At 52.4% G+C, this 22531-nt stretch carries 23 protein-coding genes; 16 read left to right on the forward strand and 7 right to left on the reverse strand.

Translation table 11 applies throughout. From position 1 onward, the window contains the following. Positions 1-34 precede the first annotated feature (34 nt). The 3 genes from LI015_RS03630 to LI015_RS03640 are packed head-to-tail and all read left to right on the forward strand — an operon-like array spanning position 35 to position 1499. On the forward strand, positions 35-337 hold the full coding sequence (locus tag LI015_RS03630; protein WP_002568579.1) for a PTS sugar transporter subunit IIB: 303 nt from the start codon (positions 35-37) through the stop codon (positions 335-337). Then, positions 337-645 carry a PTS lactose/cellobiose transporter subunit IIA gene (locus LI015_RS03635; protein WP_002568578.1) on the forward strand — a complete coding sequence of 103 codons (309 nt, stop codon included), beginning with the start codon at positions 337-339 and terminating at the stop codon, positions 643-645. The genes LI015_RS03630 and LI015_RS03635 overlap by 1 nt, the downstream gene beginning before the upstream one ends. A gap of 20 nt (positions 646-665) precedes the next feature. Beyond that, on the forward strand, positions 666-1499 hold the full coding sequence (locus tag LI015_RS03640; protein WP_227124174.1) for a histidine phosphatase family protein: 834 nt from the start codon (positions 666-668) through the stop codon (positions 1497-1499). A gap of 90 nt (positions 1500-1589) precedes the next feature. On the opposite strand, the gene LI015_RS03645 is transcribed toward LI015_RS03640, so the two are convergent. From LI015_RS03645 to LI015_RS03670, 6 genes are all read right to left on the reverse strand, one after another. Then, positions 1590-3473, reverse strand: a complete 1884-nt coding sequence (locus LI015_RS03645) for a BglG family transcription antiterminator (protein ID WP_227124175.1) — start codon at positions 3471-3473, stop codon at positions 1590-1592. A gap of 150 nt (positions 3474-3623) precedes the next feature. Beyond that, positions 3624-5369 (reverse strand): NADH-dependent [FeFe] hydrogenase, group A6, encoded by a 1746-nt coding sequence (locus LI015_RS03650; RefSeq protein WP_002568575.1) that lies wholly within the window; start codon positions 5367-5369, stop codon positions 3624-3626. Between the two features lie 18 nt (positions 5370-5387). Beyond that, positions 5388-7178: an NADH-quinone oxidoreductase subunit NuoF gene (gene nuoF / locus LI015_RS03655; RefSeq protein WP_002568574.1), complete on the reverse strand. Its 1791-nt coding sequence runs from the start codon at positions 7176-7178 to the stop codon at positions 5388-5390. A gap of 14 nt (positions 7179-7192) precedes the next feature. After that, the gene (locus tag LI015_RS03660) at positions 7193-7570 is read right to left on the reverse strand and encodes a (2Fe-2S) ferredoxin domain-containing protein (RefSeq protein WP_002568573.1); all 378 of its coding nucleotides are present in this window, start codon (positions 7568-7570) and stop codon (positions 7193-7195) included. Positions 7571-7751: 181 nt separating this feature from the next. After that, positions 7752-8309, reverse strand: coding sequence for a sensor histidine kinase (locus tag LI015_RS03665; protein ID WP_002568572.1), 558 nt, complete (start codon positions 8307-8309; stop codon positions 7752-7754). A gap of 4 nt (positions 8310-8313) precedes the next feature. Further along, the gene (locus LI015_RS03670; RefSeq protein ID WP_002568571.1) at positions 8314-8808 is read right to left on the reverse strand and encodes an NADH-quinone oxidoreductase subunit NuoE family protein; all 495 of its coding nucleotides are present in this window, start codon (positions 8806-8808) and stop codon (positions 8314-8316) included. Between the two features lie 214 nt (positions 8809-9022). Between LI015_RS03670 and LI015_RS03675 the strand changes: the two genes are divergently transcribed. The 11 genes from LI015_RS03675 (at position 9023) to LI015_RS03725 (ending at position 17784) form a co-directional block, all read left to right on the forward strand. Next, positions 9023-9370, forward strand: a complete 348-nt coding sequence (locus LI015_RS03675; RefSeq protein WP_002568570.1) for a DRTGG domain-containing protein — start codon at positions 9023-9025, stop codon at positions 9368-9370. A gap of 95 nt (positions 9371-9465) precedes the next feature. Then, complete coding sequence (locus LI015_RS03680) at positions 9466-9888, forward strand: ATP-binding protein (protein ID WP_002568569.1); 423 nt, start codon at positions 9466-9468, stop codon at positions 9886-9888. Positions 9889-9918: 30 nt separating this feature from the next. Continuing rightward, positions 9919-11313, forward strand: a complete 1395-nt coding sequence (locus LI015_RS03685) for a [Fe-Fe] hydrogenase large subunit C-terminal domain-containing protein (RefSeq protein WP_002568568.1) — start codon at positions 9919-9921, stop codon at positions 11311-11313. A gap of 58 nt (positions 11314-11371) precedes the next feature. After that, complete coding sequence (locus tag LI015_RS03690; RefSeq protein WP_038281856.1) at positions 11372-11704, forward strand: DRTGG domain protein; 333 nt, start codon at positions 11372-11374, stop codon at positions 11702-11704. Next, positions 11701-12411, forward strand: coding sequence for a PHP domain-containing protein (locus LI015_RS03695; RefSeq protein ID WP_227124176.1), 711 nt, complete (start codon positions 11701-11703; stop codon positions 12409-12411). Before LI015_RS03690 ends, LI015_RS03695 begins: the two co-directional genes overlap by 4 nt. A gap of 204 nt (positions 12412-12615) precedes the next feature. Beyond that, entirely contained in the window at positions 12616-13635 is a 1020-nt protein-coding gene (locus LI015_RS03700) for a phosphate ABC transporter substrate-binding protein (protein ID WP_002568565.1), read from the forward strand. 77 nt (positions 13636-13712) lie between these two features. Then, positions 13713-14579 carry a phosphate ABC transporter permease subunit PstC gene (gene pstC / locus LI015_RS03705; RefSeq protein ID WP_002572008.1) on the forward strand — a complete coding sequence of 289 codons (867 nt, stop codon included), beginning with the start codon at positions 13713-13715 and terminating at the stop codon, positions 14577-14579. A 94-nt stretch (positions 14580-14673) separates the two neighbouring features. Next, positions 14674-15516: a phosphate ABC transporter permease PstA gene (gene pstA / locus LI015_RS03710; RefSeq protein WP_002568563.1), complete on the forward strand. Its 843-nt coding sequence runs from the start codon at positions 14674-14676 to the stop codon at positions 15514-15516. Further along, positions 15501-16250: a phosphate ABC transporter ATP-binding protein gene (locus LI015_RS03715; protein ID WP_227124177.1), complete on the forward strand. Its 750-nt coding sequence runs from the start codon at positions 15501-15503 to the stop codon at positions 16248-16250. The genes pstA and LI015_RS03715 overlap by 16 nt, the downstream gene beginning before the upstream one ends. A gap of 111 nt (positions 16251-16361) precedes the next feature. Further along, complete coding sequence (locus LI015_RS03720; RefSeq protein ID WP_054353932.1) at positions 16362-16829, forward strand: HAD family hydrolase; 468 nt, start codon at positions 16362-16364, stop codon at positions 16827-16829. Between the two features lie 361 nt (positions 16830-17190). Next, positions 17191-17784 (forward strand): hypothetical protein, encoded by a 594-nt coding sequence (locus LI015_RS03725; RefSeq protein ID WP_117625412.1) that lies wholly within the window; start codon positions 17191-17193, stop codon positions 17782-17784. 108 nt (positions 17785-17892) lie between these two features. Here the strand turns inward: LI015_RS03725 and LI015_RS03730 are convergent, their stop codons facing one another. Beyond that, positions 17893-18126, reverse strand: a complete 234-nt coding sequence (locus LI015_RS03730; RefSeq protein ID WP_002572012.1) for a hypothetical protein — start codon at positions 18124-18126, stop codon at positions 17893-17895. 194 nt (positions 18127-18320) lie between these two features. Here LI015_RS03730 and LI015_RS03735 point away from each other — a divergent pair, with 194 nt between their 5' ends. Both LI015_RS03735 and LI015_RS03740 read left to right on the forward strand, forming a co-directional pair. Further along, positions 18321-19463, forward strand: a complete 1143-nt coding sequence (locus LI015_RS03735) for an exonuclease SbcCD subunit D (protein WP_227124178.1) — start codon at positions 18321-18323, stop codon at positions 19461-19463. Continuing rightward, complete coding sequence (locus LI015_RS03740; protein ID WP_227124179.1) at positions 19460-22465, forward strand: AAA family ATPase; 3006 nt, start codon at positions 19460-19462, stop codon at positions 22463-22465. The genes LI015_RS03735 and LI015_RS03740 overlap by 4 nt, the downstream gene beginning before the upstream one ends. Positions 22466-22531: the final 66 nt, after the last annotated feature.

The raw sequence follows: 22531 nt of genomic DNA on the forward strand, positions 1-22531 counted from the left end.
ATAATATCAATCAAAAGAAGGAGGATTTAAAAATATGAAACGAATCGTATTATTGTGCAATGGCGGTTTATCCACCGGAATCCTTGTGAAGAAAATGAAAGCAGCAGCAGAGGCGCAGGACTTTGCATGTGAGATTTCGGCTGCCCCTGTTTCCGACGCGGAAGCAGTTGGAGCTGAGGCCGACCTGATTCTCTTAGGCCCCCAGGTGCGATTCCAGATGGAGACCGTAAAGAAGCAGGTGGCCTGTCCGGTGACAAGCATTGATCCTGTGTCATACGGTACAATGAATGGAGAGAAGGTATTAAATCAGGTTAAGAAAGAATTGGGGGAAGCGTGATGGAGGATATGGAACTGATATGCCTGCAGATTATCAGCAATGCGGGAGAGGCCAGGAGCGAGTCCATGGCTGCCCTGGCCGCTGCCAGAAACAGCAGGTTTGACGAGGCCGGGGAGCATCTGGCGGCTGCCGGGGAGAAGATGAAAGAGGCCCACCATGTACATACCAGACTGATTACTATGGATGCCAGCGGGGAGTTGGATAAAATAGGACTTATCATGATTCACAGCGAGGATATTATGATGGGGGCTGAAATTACATTGGCTCTGGCAAGGGAAATGGTGGAGATGTACAAAAGCAGAGCTTAAAATGGGGGAGGGGTATGAATATGAAGATAAGGAAGCTATGTTTAGGAGGTGCTATGATTTTGGGGGTGGTGGCTTTGGCTGGCTGTCAAAGGCAGGCTAATACGGAACCGGTGGTACAAGAGGCAGTAGAACAAGCAGCAGAACCGTCAGGAGCGCCGGAGAAGAAGGATGTCACAATTTATTTGGTACGGCATGGAAAGACTTTTTTTAACACCACAGGACAGGTACAGGGATGGGCGGATTCACCTCTTACAGAGGAAGGGGAATCCCAGGCTGACGCGGCCGGAAAGGGCATGAAGGATATTGTATTTACCACTGCGTTTTCCGGCGATTTAGGAAGACAGCGGGCAACAGCAAAGCATATTCTGGCTCAGAATCAAGGGGATATCCCTGAATTGCAGGAAGTCATCGGGTTAAGGGAAGAGTTTTACGGCGGCTTTGAGGGAAAACCGGACGAGGAATTGTGGCGTCCGATATACGAAGCCAACGGGGCTTCCTATGACGAGAAGGGATCAACCTATCTGGAGCTGTCAAAGAAAGAAAAGGTGGATACAATCGCTGCCATTGATCCTCTGCATATGGCGGAGACCTATGATGACATCTCAAAGCGTTCCATTGAGGTTATGGACACCATTGTAAAAGCAACCCAGGAGGCAGGCGGCGGAAATGCCCTGGCAGTTTCCAGCGGCGATGAGATTGCCACTATTTTAGATTTGCTGGTGCCTGAGCAGTATCAGGGGGAACGCATTGCAAATTGCAGTGTGACGGTCCTGACTTATAAGGACGGCCTATATGAACTGAAGGCATGTGGGGATGTGAGCTATATGCAGGCAGGAGAAGAAAGCAATAAATAAGGTAAAATATAAATACGCTTCAATGAAAATAACAGCCTGGCGGGTCAGACACATTGCCCGCCAGGCTGTTACCGCTTTATATCTGCTCCGTTAAATCAACAAATCCATAAACTGACGGCAATCCCTGATCTTTGCCAGTTTGTAGATGGTATTGGTCTTAAACAGATTATCAATCATCACATTATAGATGGGAATAATGGTATGGTTCCAGGTTGGCGCCAGGGCAAAAAGAAAGATGATCTTCACATTGTATTCGCCCCAGGGAAGCTTGTTTTTCAGCACACATACACAGACCGCGGTCCGTTTCGCGTTGTTTTCCATGGCATGGGCAAAGGCGAAACCCGGCTCAAAGGCAGTGGGAGCAATGGATTCGCGCTGCATGACGCTTTCCAGGAAGCCGGGTCCCACATAGCCCTGTTCCCTGAGTTTTCCGCACAGAAAGGCAACGGCGCTCCGGCGGGAATCGAACTCCATGTCGGTGAAGAACAGGGACGGTTTGAACAGCGTCCTAAAATAGGTTCGTATGCTGTTGACCTCGCTGTCCCTGACAACGGTGAGCAGTTTTTCCTTCTCATGATAGTTCAGGAAGTTCCTGCACAGGATTACCGGTACATCTGCGGGCTGGACGGGCAGGGGAACTGTGGTGAGGACAGCCAGGATATCCTTGGGCATTTCATGGGGATAATCAAAGACAGACCAGGTATAGGCAATCTGAAAACGGCACTCTCCCATATCCCCCAGGCGCTTGACCATGAGCTCCTTAATCTGTTTTCCATATGGATTAATCAGCCCCACCCTTTGCTCTGTCCTTCCGAGATTTGTCTCCATGGCCCTTATGAAGTGGATGGCAAACAGGCTGATTTCGTCTTCGCTCAGGGATATGCCTGAAAGATTTTTAAAACGGTCTGCAAAAAAGATGGCAATATCATATTCTAAGGGATATTTGGACTTGATAGTGGATAGGACAGGATTGATGACATGCTGCCTGTGCCGTCTCCGTTCCAGGGCTCCGTGGAGCTGTTCTGTCATTTCGTGGCAGAAGTTCTTGTCAACAGTGAAGTCAAAGCCATATTCCACATTGATTTCTATTAGTATTTTCTCCAGCAGGCTTTCAGCCTGGCTGTCTGGCTGCTCCCTTACATAATAGAAATCATTTTGGAAGAGCCGGGAAAAATACTCATATTCTGATGGGGGAAAGGAAATAAAAAGCCGGGAACCCAGTTCTTCTAAAAAGTGTCTGCCTGTGTTTACGGCGCCTTCTTCGGATGATTTGCCATAGGGCGTTTCGGGCGTGACAGAAGGCATTTCAGGCATGAAAAAGCCGCATACAGCCCGTTCGGCCATGACGGCAGTGTCTATTATCAGGCGGACGATAGTAGTGTCATAAAGATGCCGGCTAAGCAGGTCCAGTTCACGGAACATAAGTTCCTTCAGCTCCTTTAAATCAACAATGTCAAAAAAGGGCTGGAATTGTTCCATGTCAAAATAATGGTTAACATTCCGGTTCATGATATATAGCGTGTAGTAGGAACGCTTTTCTTCTTCTGAGGCAGCCAGGGAGAGGATGCCGTTTTGTTTGAGGATGGCGGGCAGACTGTGTCGCCTGGTTATGTTCCGGTTCAGCTCGGACACGATTTTAGAAAGCAGTGTATCGCTGATGAACAGTTCTTCTGCCAGTTCCAGATAGGGCGTTTCACGGCAGAATAGAACCTGCCGGATAATGGCCCATTCCAGATCGTCTTCCGGACGTTGGGGTTTTGAGGCGGGGACGTTCTTTTCAGGCTGACCGGCGTCTATGAAGTATCCCTGTCCTTTTTTGGAGCGGATGACCTCAGAGGCGTGCTCTCCGTTGATTTCCTTGATATCGCTTCTAACTGTCCTGTCACTGATGTGCAGAAGGGCGGCAATCTGTTGGGATGTCAGGCAGTCGTGTTCTGCCAGTAAATCCCAAATCCGTTTCTGACGTGCTGTCATGGTATCCTCCTGGAATGTAGCAAAACAGCGGATGCAGGGGCAAGCCTGCGGTCCGCTGTTTTGCATATATGTACATTGCTTGCAAAAACCATTGAAAATCTGTCTTTACGGAATATACGTGATTATTACATGTGGATTACGGTATGGTGCTTAATGCTGGTTAATACTCCTCTTCACATAAGTGGTGTGGAGCAGGTGGTGAGCCTTCTCGCTTCCGGGCTCTCCCAGGTAAGTGGCGTAGAGCTCCTTAATAGCAGGATTCTCATGGGACTTACGGATTGGGTTGGCTGTATCTATATCATAGAGCACCTTTGCGCGCAGGCCGCGGATATCCGTGGTGTTGCGGACGTGTCCGGGCTGCTGGGGCTGTCCGCCGCCGTTTACACAGCCGCCTGGGCATCCCATGATTTCGATGAAGTGATAGTTGGCTTCTCCGGATTTAACCTTATTTAACAGCTCCCTGGCATTGCCCAGGCCGGAGGCTACCGCAATCTTTACTTCCATGCCTGCCACATTATAGGCGGCTTCCTTGATTCCCTTTGTGCCGCGGACTTCTGTGAAGTCCGGCTTGGGCAGCTCTTCGCCGGTCAGGGTTTCCACGGCAGTTCTCAGTGCTGCTTCCATTACGCCGCCCGTAGCGCCGAAGATAACGGCTGCGCCGGTTCCAAGGCCCAATGGTGCGTCAAATTCCTCATCCGGCAGGTCTAAGAATTTGATACCTGCCTTTTTGATCATGCGGGCCAGCTCCCTGGTGGTGATGGAGATATCCACATCCGGCATTCCGTTGGCATCCTCGTCCTCACGGCCAATCTCAAACTTCTTGGCGGTACATGGCATTACGCTGACACTTACGATGTCCTTTGGATCAATTCCTGCCTTCTCGGCATAGTAGGACTTGGCAATAGCGCCAAACATCTGCTGAGGAGATTTACAGGACGACAGGTTCTCTGTCATGTCCGGGAAATAGTGCTCGCAGTATTTAACCCATCCAGGTGAGCAGGAGGTGATGAGAGGCAGTACGCCTCCGTTCTGTACACGGTCAATGAATTCGTGTGCCTCTTCCATGATGGTAAGGTCTGCGGAGAAATTGGTGTCAAAAACTTTGTCAAAGCCCAGACGGCGCAGGGCTGCGGCCATCTTGCCTTCCACATCCGTGCCGATAGGAAGCCCGAATTCCTCGCCCAGTCCTGCGCGTACAGCGGGAGCGGTCTGAACGATTACATGCTTCTTCGGGTCTGCAATGGCTGCAAATACATCTGCGGTGTAATCCTTCTCGGTCAGTGCTCCGGTTGGACATACTGCAATACACTGTCCGCAGGATACGCAGGAGGTTTCTCCCAGACCCATCTCAAAGGCAGAACCAATGGAGGTTGAGAACCCGCGGTTGTTGGCACCGATGACGCCGATGCCCTGTACGTTCTCGCAGACAGCCACACAGCGGCGGCAGAGGATACATTTGCTGTTGTCGCGGATCATGTGGGCGGCAGAGGTATCAATTTCAGACGGGGTAATCTCGCCGTCATAATATCCCTCATCGTCCACGCCCAGCTCATGGGCCAGCTCCTGGAGCTCGCAGTGTCCGCTGCGGACACAGGACAGACAGGAACGGTTGTGGTTGGATAACAGGAGCTGTAATGTCTTTTTCCTGGAATCCAGAACCTTAGGTGTATTGGTATATACCTCCATGCCTTCCTCGGCGGGATAGACACAGGAAGTTACCAGCTTTCCGTTTTTTAATTCTACTATACAGATACGGCAGGCACCGATCTCATTGATTTCCTTTAAGAAACACAGAGTAGGAATCTCGATATGTGCCAGTCTTGCTGCCTCCAGGATTGTGGAACCCTTGGGAGCTTCGACTGCAATGCCGTTGATTTTAAGATTAATTGTCTCCATCGTATATTCCCTCCCTCATTATTTCTTGTAGATAGCGCCGAATTTACATTTTTCCATACAAGCGCCGCACTTGATACACTTGTTCTGGTCAATGACATGCGGATTCTTGACAGAGCCCACGATTGCTCCGGCAGGACAGTTGCGGGCACACAGCGTACATCCGCGGCACTTGTCACGGTCGATGTTGAAGGAGAGAAGCGCCTTACATACACCTGCCGGACAGCGTTTTTCCTTGATGTGTGCTTCGTACTCGTCGCGGAAGAAATGAAGGGTGGAGAGTACAGGGTTGGGAGCTGTCTGGCCCAGGCCGCACAGTGAGTTGGCCTTTACATAGTGGCAGAGCTCCTCTAACTTATCCAGGTCTTCCATTACAGCCTGGCCTTTTGTAATCTTGGTCAGGATTTCCACCATGCGCTTGGTTCCGATACGGCATGCGGTACACTTGCCGCAGGACTCCTCCACGGTGAATTCCAGGAAGAATTTAGCGATGTCCACCATACAGTCATCTTCATCCATAACAATCAGACCGCCGGAACCCATCATGGAACCAATGGAAATCAGGTTGTCGTAGTCAATGGGAATATCAAAATGCTCGGCAGGGATACATCCGCCGGAAGGTCCGCCGGTCTGTGCTGCCTTGAATTTCTTGCCGTTTGGAATTCCTCCGCCGATTTCTTCTATAACGGTGCGCAGGGTGGTGCCCATGGGAACCTCCACCAGACCGGTGTTGTTAATCTTGCCGCCCAGTGCGAATACCTTGGTTCCTTTGGACTTCTCAGTACCCATGGAAGCAAACCACTCAGGACCGTTCAGGATAATCTGAGGAATGTTTGCGTAGGTCTCTACGTTATTTAAGATACTTGGTTTGCCGAACAGACCCTTCTGTGCAGGGAATGGAGGTCTTGGCCTGGGCTCGCCGCGCTTGCCCTCGATGGAGGTCATAAGAGCGGTTTCCTCGCCGCAGACGAAAGCTCCTGCACCCAGGCGCAGGTCAATGTCAAAGTCAAAGCCGGTTCCGAAAATGTTTTTGCCTAAGAGTTCCATTTCACGGGCCTGCTGAATTGCTATTTTCAGACGCTCCACAGCGATGGGGTACTCGGCGCGGACATAAATATAGCCCTGGTTGGATCCGATTGCGTACCCCGCAATAGCCATTGCCTCCAGAAGGGCATGAGGATCGCCTTCCAGCACAGAACGGTCCATGAATGCGCCGGGGTCGCCCTCGTCGGCGTTGCAGCACACATATTTCTGGTCTGCGTCGTTCTGCTTACAGAGCTTCCACTTAAGACCGGTTGGGAAACCCGCGCCGCCGCGGCCTCTGAGTCCGGCATCCAGAAGGGTCTGGATTACATCGTCCGGAGTCATCTCCGTGAGCACCTTGCCCAGTGCCTGGTATCCGCCTGTACCTATGTATTCCTCAATGTTTTCAGGATTGATGACACCGCAGTTGCGCAGGGCGATACGGTGCTGTTTTTTATAAAAGTCAGTGTCAATCAGCGCCTTGATGCCGCCGGTTGGGCTTACGGTCTCCTGGTACAGAAGACGTGTCACCACACGGCCCTTTAACAGGTGCTCGGAAACAATCTCAGGAATGTCGTTTACCTGCACCATGGAGTAGAAGGTGGCATCGGGATATACAATCATGATAGGGCCTAAGGCACAGAGTCCGTGGCAGCCTGTCTCTACAACAGCCACTTCCTCTTCCAGTCCCTGACGCTTAATTTCATATTTTAAAGCTTCCATAATCTTCGGGCTGCCGGAAGAAGTACATCCGGTACCACCGCAGACTAATACGTGTGAACGATACATCGTACTTTCCTCCTTTATTTAAGACCTGCAGCGCCCATGGTGTACTTCTCCACGGGATGGCCGCCAACCAAGTGGCGTTCAACCACTTCCAGGGCTTTGTCGGCATTCATTTTTACATAAGTAATCTTATCCTTGCCAGGCTCCATAACTTCCACAATGGGTTCATACTGGCATAAGCCGATACAGCCTGTCTGGGTAACAGAAATTTTATTGGTAAGTCCTCTTTTCTGGACTTCGTCAGCAAGCGTATTCAGAACCGGCCTGGCGCCGGCAGCGATACCGCAGGTAGCCATACCTACAACCACACGGATATGATCGTGGTCTTCGGCACGCATATTGACCTGGCTCTGCATCTTTTCTCTGATTGCCTGTAATTCAGCAAGAGTTTTCATGTGCGATTATCCTCCTCGTTATGAGCACTTGGCGGCCGTCTTTTGGCCGCTTACGTGCGATACATGTCATCTCCACTTGGTGAGGTGTTTCACGAACCTAGTGGAGTGGCTCGTTATGAGCACCTGGCGCCTGTCTTTCAGGCGCTTACGTGCGATACATGTCATGTTTGACGATACCCCTTTAAATCAGGGCACCTCCGTCAGTTTCCTGTTGATTTTCTTTCAGATATTCCATTATGTAAGCGGACACTTCGGGGGTGTTGAGCGGGATTCCTCCCAGAATCTCCCTCATCTGCCTGGTGTCCAGGGTGAATGATGCATCGTTGTACGTATAGGTATAAAGAAAATCCGTATCGGGATGATACACGATCAAGTTGTGTATGGTGGCGTTCATGTCACCCAAAGGCATCCTGTCGATATGGGACAGTCCAAAGACTGCTGTCACGGTGGTTCCCTTACCTGGTTCCGATTCAATATGGAAGCTGCCGCCGGTGCTTTCCGCGGCATATTTGAAAAATGGAATCCCAAGCCCGACCTTCCGGGTGGTCCTGGTGGTAAAGAAAGGATCCGTTACATGGGCTGCCTGTTCAGGGGTCATCCCGCATCCGTTGTCAGCTATGACAATGGTCAGCTTGTCAGCGCTTGTATCAGCGGTTACCAGAATGGTCACAAGCGAGGCGCCTGCCCGTGTGGAATTCTCCGATACATCCAATACATTTAGGGAAATCTCTGTCATCATAGGCTTAGTTGTACTTGGCTAAAATGCCTGGTATGTCATCGACAGTAAGCCTTCCGTATACCTCGCCGTTAATCATCATGACGGGCGCAAGTCCGCAGGCGCCAACGCATCGGCAGGAGTCCAGGGAGAATTTGCCATCTGCTGTGCACTCACCATTGGTGATGCCCAGCAATTCTTCCAGCTTCCTGAAGATTTCACCGGAACCTTTTACGTAACATGCGGTACCGAGACAGACAGATATCTTGTACTTACCCTTAGGCTGTAACGCGAACTGGGCATAAAATGTGGATACTCCGTAGACTTTTTCCAGCGGAATACCCATCTCATCAGATATCATGGTCTGCACTTCGATAGGAAGATAACCATAAATTTCCTGGGCCTTCTGCATAACCGGCATCAGCGCGCCCGGCTGGTCACCCAGCTCGGCAATCGCTGATTTCAGCGCTGCTTCCTGCTCAGGCGTCCCCTTAAAGGGAACAGTTTGTTTTTTGCAAGCCATCTTTTTATTACCTCCTCACTAGTTGTACATTGTGCAATGTATCAATATTTTATCACGTATAGGAAAAAAAATCTACTATTAATGTGAAAATTCTAACGATAAAAAACATGTAAAAAAACGGAATTATATTGAAAACACACAAAATGGATGGTATGCTATAATGTACGGAAATGTGTACAATTGACAAGTAATGATAGTGAGGAGAGACAAGGGTATGACGGTTAAGGATGTAAGAGATGTATTAGGGGCCAGAGTGCTGGCAGGAGAAGAATTCCTGGATCGGGAGGTAAAGTCGGCCTGCGGTTCAGATATGATGAGCGATGTACTGGCATTTTCCAAAGACCACTCCGTACTTCTGACAGGTCTGTGCAATCCGCAGGTTATCCGGACCGCGGAGATGTTAGACATTGTCTGTATCATTTTTGTTAGGGGAAAGAAACCAGATGAATCCATGTTGGAGATGGCCAGGGACCGGGGCCTTGTGGTCATGGAAACGGGCCACCGTATGTTCTCCGCCTGCGGTATGCTGTACCAGGCTGGGCTGCACGGCGGGGCTATCTGATGCTCCTGGTGTTTGATTCAGTGTGTCCCGGAATGGCTCAGCGTGTTCCGGCTGATACCGGGAGAAAATATATTTAATAATGAAGGGAACCAATTATGGAGGAAGCAATTGTATTAACATATGACATATCGGCAGATGACTTCACAAGGGCAGGTGAAGCCAGCAGCGATGTGAAGCGAAAACTGAAACAGATGGGCGTGAGCCCTGACGCCATCCGAAAGGTGGCCATAGCTATGTACGAAGGGGAAATCAACATGGTAATCCATGCCAAAGGGGGTGTCATTACCGTGGAGATAACCACGGAGAAAATTAAAATGATACTGGCCGACGTGGGGCCGGGTATACCGGATGTGAAGCTTGCCATGCAGGCAGGCTATTCTACTGCGCCGGATGAAATCCGTTCCCTGGGCTTTGGGGCCGGCATGGGTCTGCCGAATATGAAGAAGTACTCTGATTCCATGGATATTGACACCAGAATAGGTGAAGGGACCACCATCACCATGGTGGTGAATCTGTAGAATGCGAGAATGAAAGAATGAGGTGGTAAGATGGATAAATTTTATCATTCCGTAAGGCTGGATGAATCCCTGTGCAAGGGCTGCATCAACTGTATCAAACGGTGTCCTACGGAGGCCATCCGGGTGCGGGGCGGCAAGGCCAGTATCAATAACAAATTCTGCATTGACTGCGGTGAGTGCATACGGGTTTGCCCCCACCATGCAAAGCTTGCGACCTATGATAAGCTGGATGTGATGAAGAAGTATAAATACACGGTGGCGCTTCCGGCCCCATCCCTGTACAGCCAGTTCAACAATCTGGACGATGTGAATATTGTGCTCAATGCACTGCTGCTTATGGGCTTTGACGATGTGTTTGAGGTCAGCGCCGCTGCGGAGCTGGTCAGCGAGGCTACAAGGCAGTACATATCGGAGCATGAGGAGCAGCTGCCTCTTATCAGCACGGCATGCCCGTCTGTGGTGCGTCTGATTCGGGTCCGCTTCCCCAACCTGATTCCCCATCTCCTTCCCATCAATCCTCCGGTGGAGGTGGCGGCTGTTCTGGCTGTCAGAAAGGCCATGGAGGACACGGGGCTTCCGAGGGAAGAGATTGGCATTATGTTCATTTCCCCCTGTCCCTCCAAGGTGACCTATGTAAAGTCACCTCTGGGAACGGAAAAGAGCGAGATTGACCAGGTGCTGGCTATCAAGGACGTGTATCCCAAGCTGCTGGCCTGTATGAAGACCGTGGTGGGAGAGGATTATCCTGTCATCGGTACATCAGGGAAAATTGGAATCAGCTGGGGACACAGCGGAGGAGAGGCCAGCGGACTTTTTACGGAAAACTACCTGGCAGCGGACGGCATTGAGAATGTGATTCGTGTGCTGGAGGACATGGAGGACCAGAAGTTTACCAATCTCAGGTTTGTGGAGCTGAACGCCTGCAACGGCGGATGTGTGGGCGGTGTCCTGACTGTGGAGAATCCCTATGTGGCGGAGGTTAAACTGAAACGCCTGCGCAAGTACATGCCTGTGGCCAGGAGCCACATGCATGAGAGCGAGGAGAACGTAATTAAATGGACGACCGGCGTCCAGTATGAGCCCGTATTCCGCCTGGGCAATAACATGATGGAGAGCTTTTCCAGGCTGAACCAGGTGGAGCGCCTCATGAAAAAGTTTCCGGGGCTGGACTGCGGTTCCTGCGGAGCGCCTACCTGTAAGGCCCTGGCAGAGGATATTGTCAGGGGGGATGCCAATGAGACGGACTGCGTTTACTATCTGCGGGAAAATCTGCACAAGCTGTCCGAGGAAGTGGCTGTGCTGGCAGACGACCTGCATAACGGAGACCGGGGAGGCCAGGAGACACTGCGTATCCTGAAGGGATACATACAGAGAATTTCGGATGAGATGTCCGTGCTGGATAAGAAGGACGAGGATGAAGAGTGAAAGCGCCGCAGGCCGGAGTTCCGGAAATGACGACGCTTTGAGAGCAGAGGAGGATGTTATGACAGTTCAGGAATTGATTGACAAACAGATATTCGGCGTGGTGAACCTGGGTGACAGCCTGGACCGGCAGATTACGGTTCCGTTTTGCTGCGACCTGCTGAGTATTGCCATGGGCCGCGCCCCGGCGGGCTGCGCCTGGGTGACCGTCATGGCCAACATGAATACACTGGCGGTGTCTGCCCTGACAGATACGGCCTGTGTCATTCTGGCGGAAGGAGCGGTTCTGGATGACGCCGCCAGGAAGAAGGCCCTTGACCAGGAGATAACGGTGCTGTCCACAGATATGCCTGTCTTTGAAGCGGCCCTTAAGATTCACGGTATGCTGTCATGATGAACCTGGCTTATGACCTGCATATCCATTCCTGCCTGTCGCCCTGCGGGGATGATGATATGACGCCTGCCAACATTGCGGGCATGGCGGCTCTAAAAGGATTGGACGTGGTAGCCCTTACAGATCATAACACATGCCGCAATTGTCCGGCCTTCATGGCCGCGGCCGCAGAGTACGGCGTGCTGGCAGTGCCCGGCATGGAAATCAATACGTCCGAGGAAGTCCATGCAGTGTGCCTTTTCCCTACGTTGGAGAAGGCACTTGATTTTGATACCTATGTTTATGGTAAACTGATCAAATTTCCTAACAGGGAAGAGATATTCGGAAAACAGCAGATTTACGATGACCGGGACCAGGTGTGCGCTTCAGAGCCCAATTTGCTGATTAACGCAACGGAAATATCCTTTGACAGTCTGTGGAATCTGGTCCGCTCCTATGACGGCGTCATGTTTCCGGCCCATGTGGATAAGGCAGCCAACAGCCTGATTGCAAATCTGGGCTTTATCCCTCCGGACAGCTGTTTTAAGACAGCGGAGGTCAGGGACCTGAAGAAACTGCATCAGCTGAAGCGTGATAATCCGTATCTGGAGCAGTGTAGGATTATCAGCAATTCGGATGCCCATTATCTGGAGCATATCAATGAAGCCAATCTTACCATACAGGTGGAGGAACGGTCCGCAGAGGCGGTGGTGAGGGCTCTGCTGTAGGAATGGCGGCTTTTCGCTGCGGCAGTCCTGTGGGGCAGCCGGTGTCTTTTTGGGGCCGTCCCTTGGCAGCGCCGTGTCATAGAAGATAGCAATAACAGACTGGAAATGCATAGAAAAATTGAATTTGAGCCCTTTTGTCATATGTGCTATTCTTGACTTGCAAAAAATGTACAAATATGGAATTTATGACAATGGGAGGAAAATATGAAAAAGTTTATAGCAGTAGTTACATCCATGGCAATGGCAGCCAGCCTTCTGACTGCCTGCGGCTCTAATGCGGCATCAACTGAGACAACAACAGCTGCGGCCAGTGAAGCGGCATCTGAGAAGGAGACTGCCGGAAAAGAGGCAGAGGAGACGGAGCCCGGGGCAAAAACAGACGGGGCAGCTTCCGCGCAGTTCCAGTCATCCATCCTGTTCTGCGGTTCCACATCCCTGTATCCGATTCTGTCATCCCTGGCATCATCCTTTACTGAGAAGTATGTGACCTGGGATGCGGTGGATTCATCGTTTCCGGATTCCAATATCTCTGTTTACGTGGCACCGGGCGGTTCCGGCGTGGGCGTAAGCGCTGCCATTGACGGCACCGCTGATTTCGGTATGCTGGCCAGGGATATCAAGGACTCTGAGATTGAAGCCCTGGGAGAGCATTACCAGGATTTCGTGGTGGCAAAGGATGCCCTTACCGTGTCGGTCAATGCTGAGAATCCAATCTGCGGCATCATGGACGACATGCCTGTTGAGACCATCCGCCAGATTTTTGCAGGTGAGATTGCTACCTGGGACCAGGTGGACTCCACGCTGCCGGCTGAGGCCATCAATGTCTATATCCGTGATTTATCCGGCGGCGCTTATGAAGTGTTCCAGAAGAGTGTTATGGGTGACAGCGAGGTGACTGCGTCCGCAACTCAGTCAGCGTCCATGACAGAGCTGGCCACCAACATTGCCGGAGACAAATGGGGAATCGGTTATGCGGGATTCGGCGCTTATAATAAGGCCAACGCAGACGGACAGGTACTGACTGCCATGAAGGTGGACGGAGTGGAAGCCACGGCTGAAAACATCATAAGCGGTGCGTATACCATCCAGAGACCGGTTATGTTTGTTACCGGTGCAGAGATTACCCCGTCTGAGCAGGCATTTATTGACTACATTTTCTCACAGACAGGATATGACGTGGTGGAGGCCAACGGATACATACCTGCCTTTACACCTGAGGCTTAATCTGCGCCGGGAAAACGCCGGGGAGATTGTCAGGGAAATATTCCCTTGAAAGAATCCCCTGAAATGGAGTCAAACCAATGAATAAACAGCTGAATGCATTATTTTCAGTTCTGATAAAGGCCCTGACCGCCCTGACCGTGATGGTCCTGGCCTTTGTCATATACTTTATTGTCAAGGAGGCACTGCCCACGTTCGATGAAGTGGCAGTGCCTGATTTCCTGTTGGGCCGGAGATGGATGCCTATTGCTTACACAGGGGAGCCGTCCTTTGGCATTTTTAATTTCATAGCGGCTACGCTCTACGTATCTCTGGTGGCAATGGTCCTGGCTGTGACAGTGGGGGTGGGGGCCGCCATTTATCTTTCCTGCGTTGCCACCCAGCGGATGCGGGGAATCCTATATCCCTTTGTGGACCTTTTAGCAGGAATCCCATCCGTGATATATGGCTTCATGGGGCTGACCCTTATGGTCAGGCTTTTCATCAGGGCCGGAGTCCACACAGGCTCCTGCGTGCTGGCGGCCGGAATCCTGCTGGCCGTTATGCTGCTTCCATTTCTGATATCCTCCTGCAGTGAGACCATGCTGAAGGTGAGAGAACGGTATCAGCCCGCAGCAGATGCCCTGGGTATCTCCAAGTGGCATATGGTGGCCACCATTGTCCTTCCTGGGTCGTGGAAGAACATACTGCTGTCCATGATTCTGGCCATCGGCCGGGCCATGGGGGAAACCATGGCAGTGATGATGGTCATTGGAAATGCAAACCTGTTTCCCTCCCTGCTGGGCAAGAGTGAGAGCATTGCCGCTGTGATTGCGCTGGAGATGGGAACAGCGGTGGTGGGAAGCACCCACTACCACGCCCTGTACGCGGCGGGGCTGGTACTGATGCTCTTATTGTTCCTTATCAATTCCGGCATCACCCTGCTGCGAAGTAAACTGGAGCAATAGGCCGGAACCATAAGCCGGAACCATAAGCCGGAACCATAGGCCGGAACCATAAGCCGGGGCCATAGGACGGAACAGGCATAAAGGAGGGAAAACCATGCATCTGCGCGCATCACTTACAAAATTCTGGGCGTATTCCAGCATGTTATTGGTGACAGGCATCATTTTGTTCCTGTTCGGATATGTTTTTTACCGGGGGGCAGGCACAATCAGCTGGGAATTTTTGTCTCAGCCGCCCAGGGGAGCGGTACTGGGGGAGGAGGGCGGAATCTGGCCTGCTATTGTGGGGAGCCTGTGTTTTACGGCGACAGCCATTGTACTGGGAGGAATCCCTGCTGTCGCCACAGCACTCTTTATGGTGTTTTACTGCAAAGGACGCAGGACAGCGGGATTAATCCGCATGGTAATCCAGTGTATTTCGGGAATCCCGTCCATTGTCCTGGGACTGTTTGCTTACAGCTTCCTGGTGCGGGACCTGGCCTGGGGGCGCTGTATCCTGTCCTCTGGTGTGGCTCTGGCTGTGATGATTCTTCCTTTTATAGAGGTCAGGGCAGAGAAGACCTTCAGGGAGCTGCCAAAACAGCTGGTACAGTCCTCCTATGCCCTGGGCTGTTCCAGGTTCTATACCATCCGGAAGATTGTGCTGCCGGCCTGTAAGGGGGAGATCGTGTCGGGCGTAATACTGGGAGGCTGCTACGCCATGGGGGCCACGGCCCCTCTCATATTCACAGGGGCAGTGGCGTATTCCGGCCTCCCGGCCCGGCTCACCGCCCCGGCCATGGCCCTGCCTATGCATCTTTACCTGCTGGTGGCCCAGGGAGCCACTTCCATGGACGCGGCTTACGGGACCGCTTTTGTCATGATGGCGCTGATTTTATTCAGCAGCCTTTTGGCAACAATTTACGCAAGGAGGAGCCAGAAAAAATGGAACATATCATGACGCTTCACAATGTCAGCGCATCCTATGACGGCAGGGAGGTATTGTCTGATTTGTCCTTAGACATACCGGCCCGCCGGATTACGGCCGTCATCGGTCCGTCCGGGTGCGGAAAAACCACGCTGCTGCGGTGTATGAACGGATTGCTGGCAGAGGAAAAGGGTGTATCTGTATCCGGAAGGATTTTGTTGGACGGACAGGAGATAAAATCCATGCAGAAGGATGTGCTTCGCCGCCGTGTGGGTCTGGTGTTTCAGACGCCGGCTCCCTTTCCATTTTCCATCTATAAGAACATGACATATGCGCCCCGGTATTACGGCATCCGGGATAAGGCTTCCCTGGAAGCGCTGGTGAAGGAAAAACTCCGGATGGCCGGACTGTATGACGAGGTCAGGGAAGATTTGGGCAGGAATGCTCTTAAACTTTCAGGAGGACAGCAGCAGAGGCTCTGTATCGCCCGTGCCCTGACAGTGGACCCGGAAGTACTATTGCTGGATGAGCCCTGTTCCGCCCTGGATGTGAAATCATCTGCCGTAATCGAGGAAATGCTGACAGAACTTAAGAAGCAGTATACCATTGTCATTGTCACCCATAACATAGCCCAGGCCCGCAGGATATCTGACTATGGGGCCTTTCTTTTAGGGGGCCGTCTGGTGGAGTGGGGGGAATCGGGCCAATTGTTCGGGTGCCCGGCGCAAGAGGAGACAAGGGCGTTTCTGGCAGGAATTTACGGATAAACGGATTTGGGCCGGAATCTGCGGATAGACGGATTCGGGCCGGCAGGGATATGGGGATAAGTGATACGGGATAGAAGATACAGGACAGGAGATACAGGGAGGAGACAGACTGTGATTGTAATAGAAATACCCGGGCGGAAGCCTTTGAGAATCAACCATGTGGTCCTGGATTACAACGGGACAGCGGCAGTGGACGGCATGCTGCTGAAGGGGGTCAAGGAGCGTATTGCCCGGCTTAAGGAGCTGGCCCATGTGTATGTGCTCACTGCTGATACATACGGCACGGTGACGCGCCAGTGCGAACCTTTGGGCATAACTGTAAGGACTTTTCCGCGGGAGGGTGCTGCCGGATGCAAGGAAGAAATCGTAAAGGGGCTTGAGGGAGGCGTGGCCTGTCTTGGCAATGGCTTTAATGATATACAGATGTTTGACGCAGCCCAGCTGTCCATAGCGGTTCTGGAGCGGGAGGGTATGTGCGCAGCCCTGTTAAGCCATGCATCCGTGGTGGTTCGCTCCATTGAGGATGGGCTGGACCTTCTGCTGAAGCCAGACCGTCTGCGGGCCACACTGAGAAGCTGACGGACCGGCAGGCGGTTGTCCTTCCCTTGTCAGGGAATGAACTGTTTACAATGAAGTGCCAGCAATGAACAGCCCTCAATGGACGGTTTCAAAATGAAAGAAAACCAAAAAAGTTGCATGGTAAATTATGAAATTTTAGGAAAAGGATTGAAACAGTTTTTTAAGTTTAATTACGGAACCATTAATGTTGGCCTGGCTGCCTTGACAAAAGGAGCCAGGCTCTTTATGTTAGAGTGTATCACCGGACGCGGTGGATGAAATGCGTATTTCACAGGGGTGCATGCTCATACCGGACTCTGGAAATGCAGCTTTTACATAAAGAAAATGATACTGAAAATCAGATAGATGAGGAGACGTAATTATGAAAAGAAAATTAGCAGTTTTAGGAACAGCCATTATGGCGGCGGCAGCCATCACAGCCTGCTCAGGCAAGGATGCCAAGACCACTACAGCGGCAGAGGTGGTAACACAGGCCGACACCACAGCCGGGATGACGGATGGGGAGACAGAGGACGCAGGCGCTGCTTCGGACTCTGAAACCGCAGCAGAATCCCAGTCATCCGAATCCGCCTCCCAGGAGGCCGCACTCCTGGAGGAGGCAGAGGACGTGTCCCATGCCGGGGCAGAGCTGGAACAGAGTGAGATTAAGCCTTTCGCAGAGAAGGTGCAGAAGGCGGTGGCAGATAAGGATATGGAGGCATTGGCAGGCCTGTGCGCTTACCCGGTCTATGTTTCCCTTGGAGAAGGACAGGGTGAGGAGATTGCCGACGAGTCAGCTTTCTTAAAGATGGATGCGGGCCAGATTTTCACTGAGAGTCTGTTAAAGGAAATTGCTGATACGGATGTAGACACGCTGGAGCAGTTTGGCGCGGGAGTCATCATGGGCGAGGAAAACAGCATTATTTTCAACAATGTGGATGGACAGGCAGCCATTACCGGTATTAACCTGAACTAGAGCATGTCTGAACATGCAATGTCTGGACACACGGTGAAGAAGAACAAAATATCCCATTAATCAACAGGGCGTCCTCCTGCCGCAAGGCAGGGCGGGCGCCCTTTGCATCTAATCTTCCAGCGCATCCTTAAGTGCTCCTAAGAATTCCAGGTCGGATTTTTTGACCCGGATGTTGGAAGCAATGGTCTGGCCGGTGCTGGATGTGACGGTAATTTCAATCAGGGTCCCCTCGTCCATGACCCCGTCCCTGGATGCGGCTTTCACAAATGACAGCATTTTGGGATGGTTGGCCTTAAACTGGTTCCAGGCCGGTTTTAACTGAAGAAGATTCATTGGATTCATATGCTCACCTCCAAACAGGAATTTACGCTCTAGTTTACCATATTTGAAAGGCAGAGGTCCAGTCCAATCTTTCAATAAGGCAGTCCTCATAGTTCAATAAGGCGGTCCTCATGGAAAAGGACGGGCCGTATGGTCTTGTAAATGGTGCCCGGCTCGTGGTATTATGGTTAAAGATGTACATGAAAGGAAGAACTATGAAATTTATTCATTTATCAGACCTTCATATCGGAAAACGGGTCAATGGTTTTTCCATGCTGGAGGATCAAAAATATATATTAGACCAGATTCTCATGATTGCGGAGGAGGAAATGCCTGACGGTGTTCTCATAGCCGGGGATGTTTATGATAAACCTGTGCCTCCTGCTGAGGCAGTACAGGTCTTTGACGCTTTCCTGACCGGGCTGGCGGACCGGAACCTGCCCGTGTTTGTTATCAGCGGGAACCACGACAGCCCGGAGCGGCTGGCCTTTGGAGGGCAGCTTATGAAGGACAGGAGAGTTTATATGGCGCCTGTGTATGACGGTCATCTGGAGCCGGTTCAACTGGAGGACCGGTACGGAAGCCTGCGGGTCTATATGCTGCCCTTTATAAAACCTGCTGTTGTGAGAAGGTGCTGCCCGGAGGAAGGCATTGAAACCTTTGAAGATGCGGTCCGCTGGGCTCTGGAGCATATGGCGGAACATAAGAAAGGGGAAGATGGCCGCAATATCCTGATTGCCCACCAGTTTGTCACCGGTGCGTCCTGCTGCGACTCGGAGGAGCTGTCCATAGGCGGCCTGGACCAGGTGAGTGCTGAACTGTTCGATTCCTTCGATTATGTGGCCATGGGACATATCCACGGGCCCCAGAAGGTGGGAAGGGATACCCTGCGCTATAGCGGGACTCCCCTTAAATATTCATTCTCAGAGGTGAACCACAGGAAGTCAGTGACCGTGGTGGAGCTGCTGGAAAAGGGGAATGTGACCGTGAATACCCGCCCTCTCAGGCCCCTCCATGATATGCGGGAGCTGAGAGGAAGCTATGAAGAACTGACCAGCCGTGATTTTTACCAGGGTACGGCTGTGGATGATTACCTTCACATAACCCTTACGGATGAGGAGGATATACTGGATGCAATAGGCAAGCTGCGCTCCATTTATCCCAATGTCATGAAGCTGGATTATGATAACAAGCGCACCAGGGAGGGCAGGGTGGTGGAAGCTGCCGCCAATGCGGACAAGCCCCCCATTGTTCTGATGGAGGAGCTGTACCAGCTTCAGAACAATCAGCCCATGACAGAGCAGCAGGCTGACTTTGCGGTAAAACTGATGGAAGAGATATGGGAGGGAAGCAGATGAGGCCCACAGAACTGATAATATCCGCATTTGGACCATATGCAGGTGAGGTCACCCTGGATATGGCCTCCCTGGGGGACCGGGGACTTTATCTCATTACGGGCGACACCGGAGCAGGCAAGACCACCCTGTTTGACGCCATTGCATTTGCCCTTTACGGCAACGCCAGCGGGGACAGCCGCAAACCCAGGATGCTGCGCAGCAAATATGCCAGGCCGGATGCCAGGACCTATGTGGAGATGGGATTTTCCTATAGTGGAAAGGAATACAGGGTGCGGCGCAATCCTGAGTATATGAGGACAAAGCAAAGAGGTGAAGGGGAGACACGGGAAAAGCCGGATGCACAGCTTCATATGCCGGACGGCAGGCTCGTTACAGGGGACAAAGCGGTAACGGTGGAGGTGGAAGGGCTTCTGGGCCTTAACAGGGAGCAGTTTTCCCAGATTGCCATGCTGGCCCAGGGCAGTTTTTCCAGGCTCCTGTCAGGCAGAACCGAGGATCGGGGCATCATTTTCCGGGAAATATTCAAGACAAAGCCCTACCAGTTGTTTCAGGAAAAGCTGAAGGACCGGGCCAAGGGTCTGTATGGCCGCTACGCGGACAGCAGAAAGAGCATGGAACAGTATGCTGGAGGTGTTATCACAGAGGGCCATAGTGAGGAACTTAAGCTGCGCTGGAAGGAGGTGCCCCAGGGGAGCCTGGAAGCTCTTTTGGAGGTGCTGGACCAGCTGATTGGGGCGGATGAGGCGCAGCAGCAGGGGAAGGACAGAGCCATGGCCCTGGTCAGGGACGAGATGGCTGCCCTTGGAATGGAGCTGGGGAAAATGCAGGGGGATGCCGCGGTCTGCCGGGATATGGCGGCTGCCGCGGATGTGCTCAGGGAAAATATGCCGGTTCTGGAACAGGCAAAGGTCAGGTATGAGAGGGAAAAGGAACGCCAGGCTGACAGAGACGGGCTGATTGGCGCTGTTACCAGGATGGAAGAAAACCTGAAAACCTATGACCGTTTTGACGGGCTGCAGGAAAATCTGAAGGCATGCAGGAAAGAGACAGAGAGCCTTGAAAAAAGGCTGGAGCAGGCGGCCCTGGAGGAAAGGCAGTGGAAGGAACGAAATGACAGCGATGAGAAGATACTGGAAAGCCTTCGCCAGGCAGGAGAAGAATACCAGGCAGCCCTGACAGCAGGGGAGAGACTGCGCGAATACAGCGGGCGCATCGGACTTCTGGCAGAGGAGCTGGGGCAGTACGGGCAGGAGAGGAAGAAGCTGGAGGCAGCCAGAGAGCGTTACAGGGCAGCAGGCGAGGAGAGCCGCAGGGCAGACGATGCCTACCGGGAGATGTACCAGAGATTCCTGGACAACCAGGCGGGAATCCTGGCTTCACGGCTCACAGAAGGCCAGCCCTGTCCTGTATGCGGCTCTGTCACTCATCCGGCGCCTGCACGGTATCTGGAGGAGGGAAAAGAGGCAGCCAAGGACAAGGTAGACCGGCTTAAGGCTGCTGCCGAGGAAAAGGATAAGGCGGCTGCCAGGCTGAGCCTGGAGGCAGGAAGACTGGCAGGCAGTCTGGATACCCGCTATGAAAGGATGAAACAGCAGATTGATGCTGAGGTGGCTACCTGGAAAGAGGACTGGCAGCAGCGGATTCGCCAGGCGGAAGCCGATGCCGGGGCGTTGGCTGCAAAGACAGGGGATGTACGGCAGGGGCGCAGGTATTTCCTTGAACAGTGGGAGCTGATGATGGGGCAGCTAAAAGGCCAGCTGGAGCGCCAGGCTGCTGCCCAGAAGGAGAAGATTCAGGAAAAGAAGAAGAGAAAAGAATATAAGGAAGCCATTGAAGGCAGAAGGGTCTTAGGGCGTCAATCCCTGGAAGCAGCCTCGGAGTTGAAACAGCAGGCCCAGAAAATGCTGGCAGAGAGCCAGGCAAAGGAAAGGGAACTGGAAAGCCGCCTTAAGGAGATGGAGTCCTCCCTGCCCTATGAGAACAGGAAGGCCGCCCAGGCGGAGCTGGCAGAGAAGAAGGCATTTCTGGCCGGACTGGAAAAGGCGTTTAAGGAGGCGGAAGAATCCTATAACCGGATAAGCCGCAGAGTGTCGGACGCTCAGGCCCGATTGGAGGCGCTGAGAGGCCGGATGGCGGAGAAGGACGCAGAGGGAAGAGAGTCTGCGGGAGAGGAGATTGCCGGAGAGGAGACTGTGGGAAGAGAGTCTGTGGGAGAGGACCGGGACCCGGTGAATGGGCCGGACACAATGCTTCCGGGCGGCATGGACGTTAGAACCGCTATGGAACGCCTGGAGGCGCGGATGCAGGAGAACCGGCTTCGCCAGTCTGAGGCAAGGGAGAGGCTGACCGGCCTGGAGCAGGAGAAAAGCAGGCTTCACCACAGACTGGAAACCAACCGCATGGCAAGGGAACGTATTTCGGAACAGAAGGCGTCTATGGAAGAGATACAAAAGGAATGGACATGGGTCAAGGCCCTTTCCGATACAGCGGCAGGTGAAGTGGGGGGAAAGGAAAAAATTACCCTGGAAACGTATGCGCAGATGGCATATTTTGAGCGTATCATTGCCAGGGCAAATACCAGGTTCATGGTCATGAGCGGCGGTCAGTATGAGCTGAAACGGTGTACGGAGGAGGATAACAGGGGGAAGAACGGGCTGGGGTTAAATGTCATCGACCATTACAATGGTACGGAGCGCAGCGTAAAGACATTGTCCGGCGGGGAATCCTTCCAGGCATCCCTTTCCCTGGCTCTGGGCCTGTCGGATGAGATACAGTCAGCTGCAGGCGGAATCCGCCTGGACACTCTCTTTGTGGATGAGGGATTCGGGTCTCTGGATGAGGATACACTGAACCTGGCCATGAAGTCCCTGGGAGACCTGGCAGAGGGAAGGCGTCTGGTGGGCATCATATCCCATGTGGGAGAGCTGAAGGAACGAATCCAGCACCAGATTGTTGTGGTGAAGGACAAGACAGGCGGAAGCAGGGCATATATTGAACTGTGACGGAACCATGGCGGCGCTGTGGGGGAATCATGGCAACATTATGGCAAAACCATGGCGGCACCGGGA

Origin of the sequence: Enterocloster sp. 210928-DFI.2.20 (assembly GCF_020554465.1) — a bacterium.
GTDB lineage: Bacteria > Bacillota > Clostridia > Lachnospirales > Lachnospiraceae > Enterocloster > Enterocloster bolteae.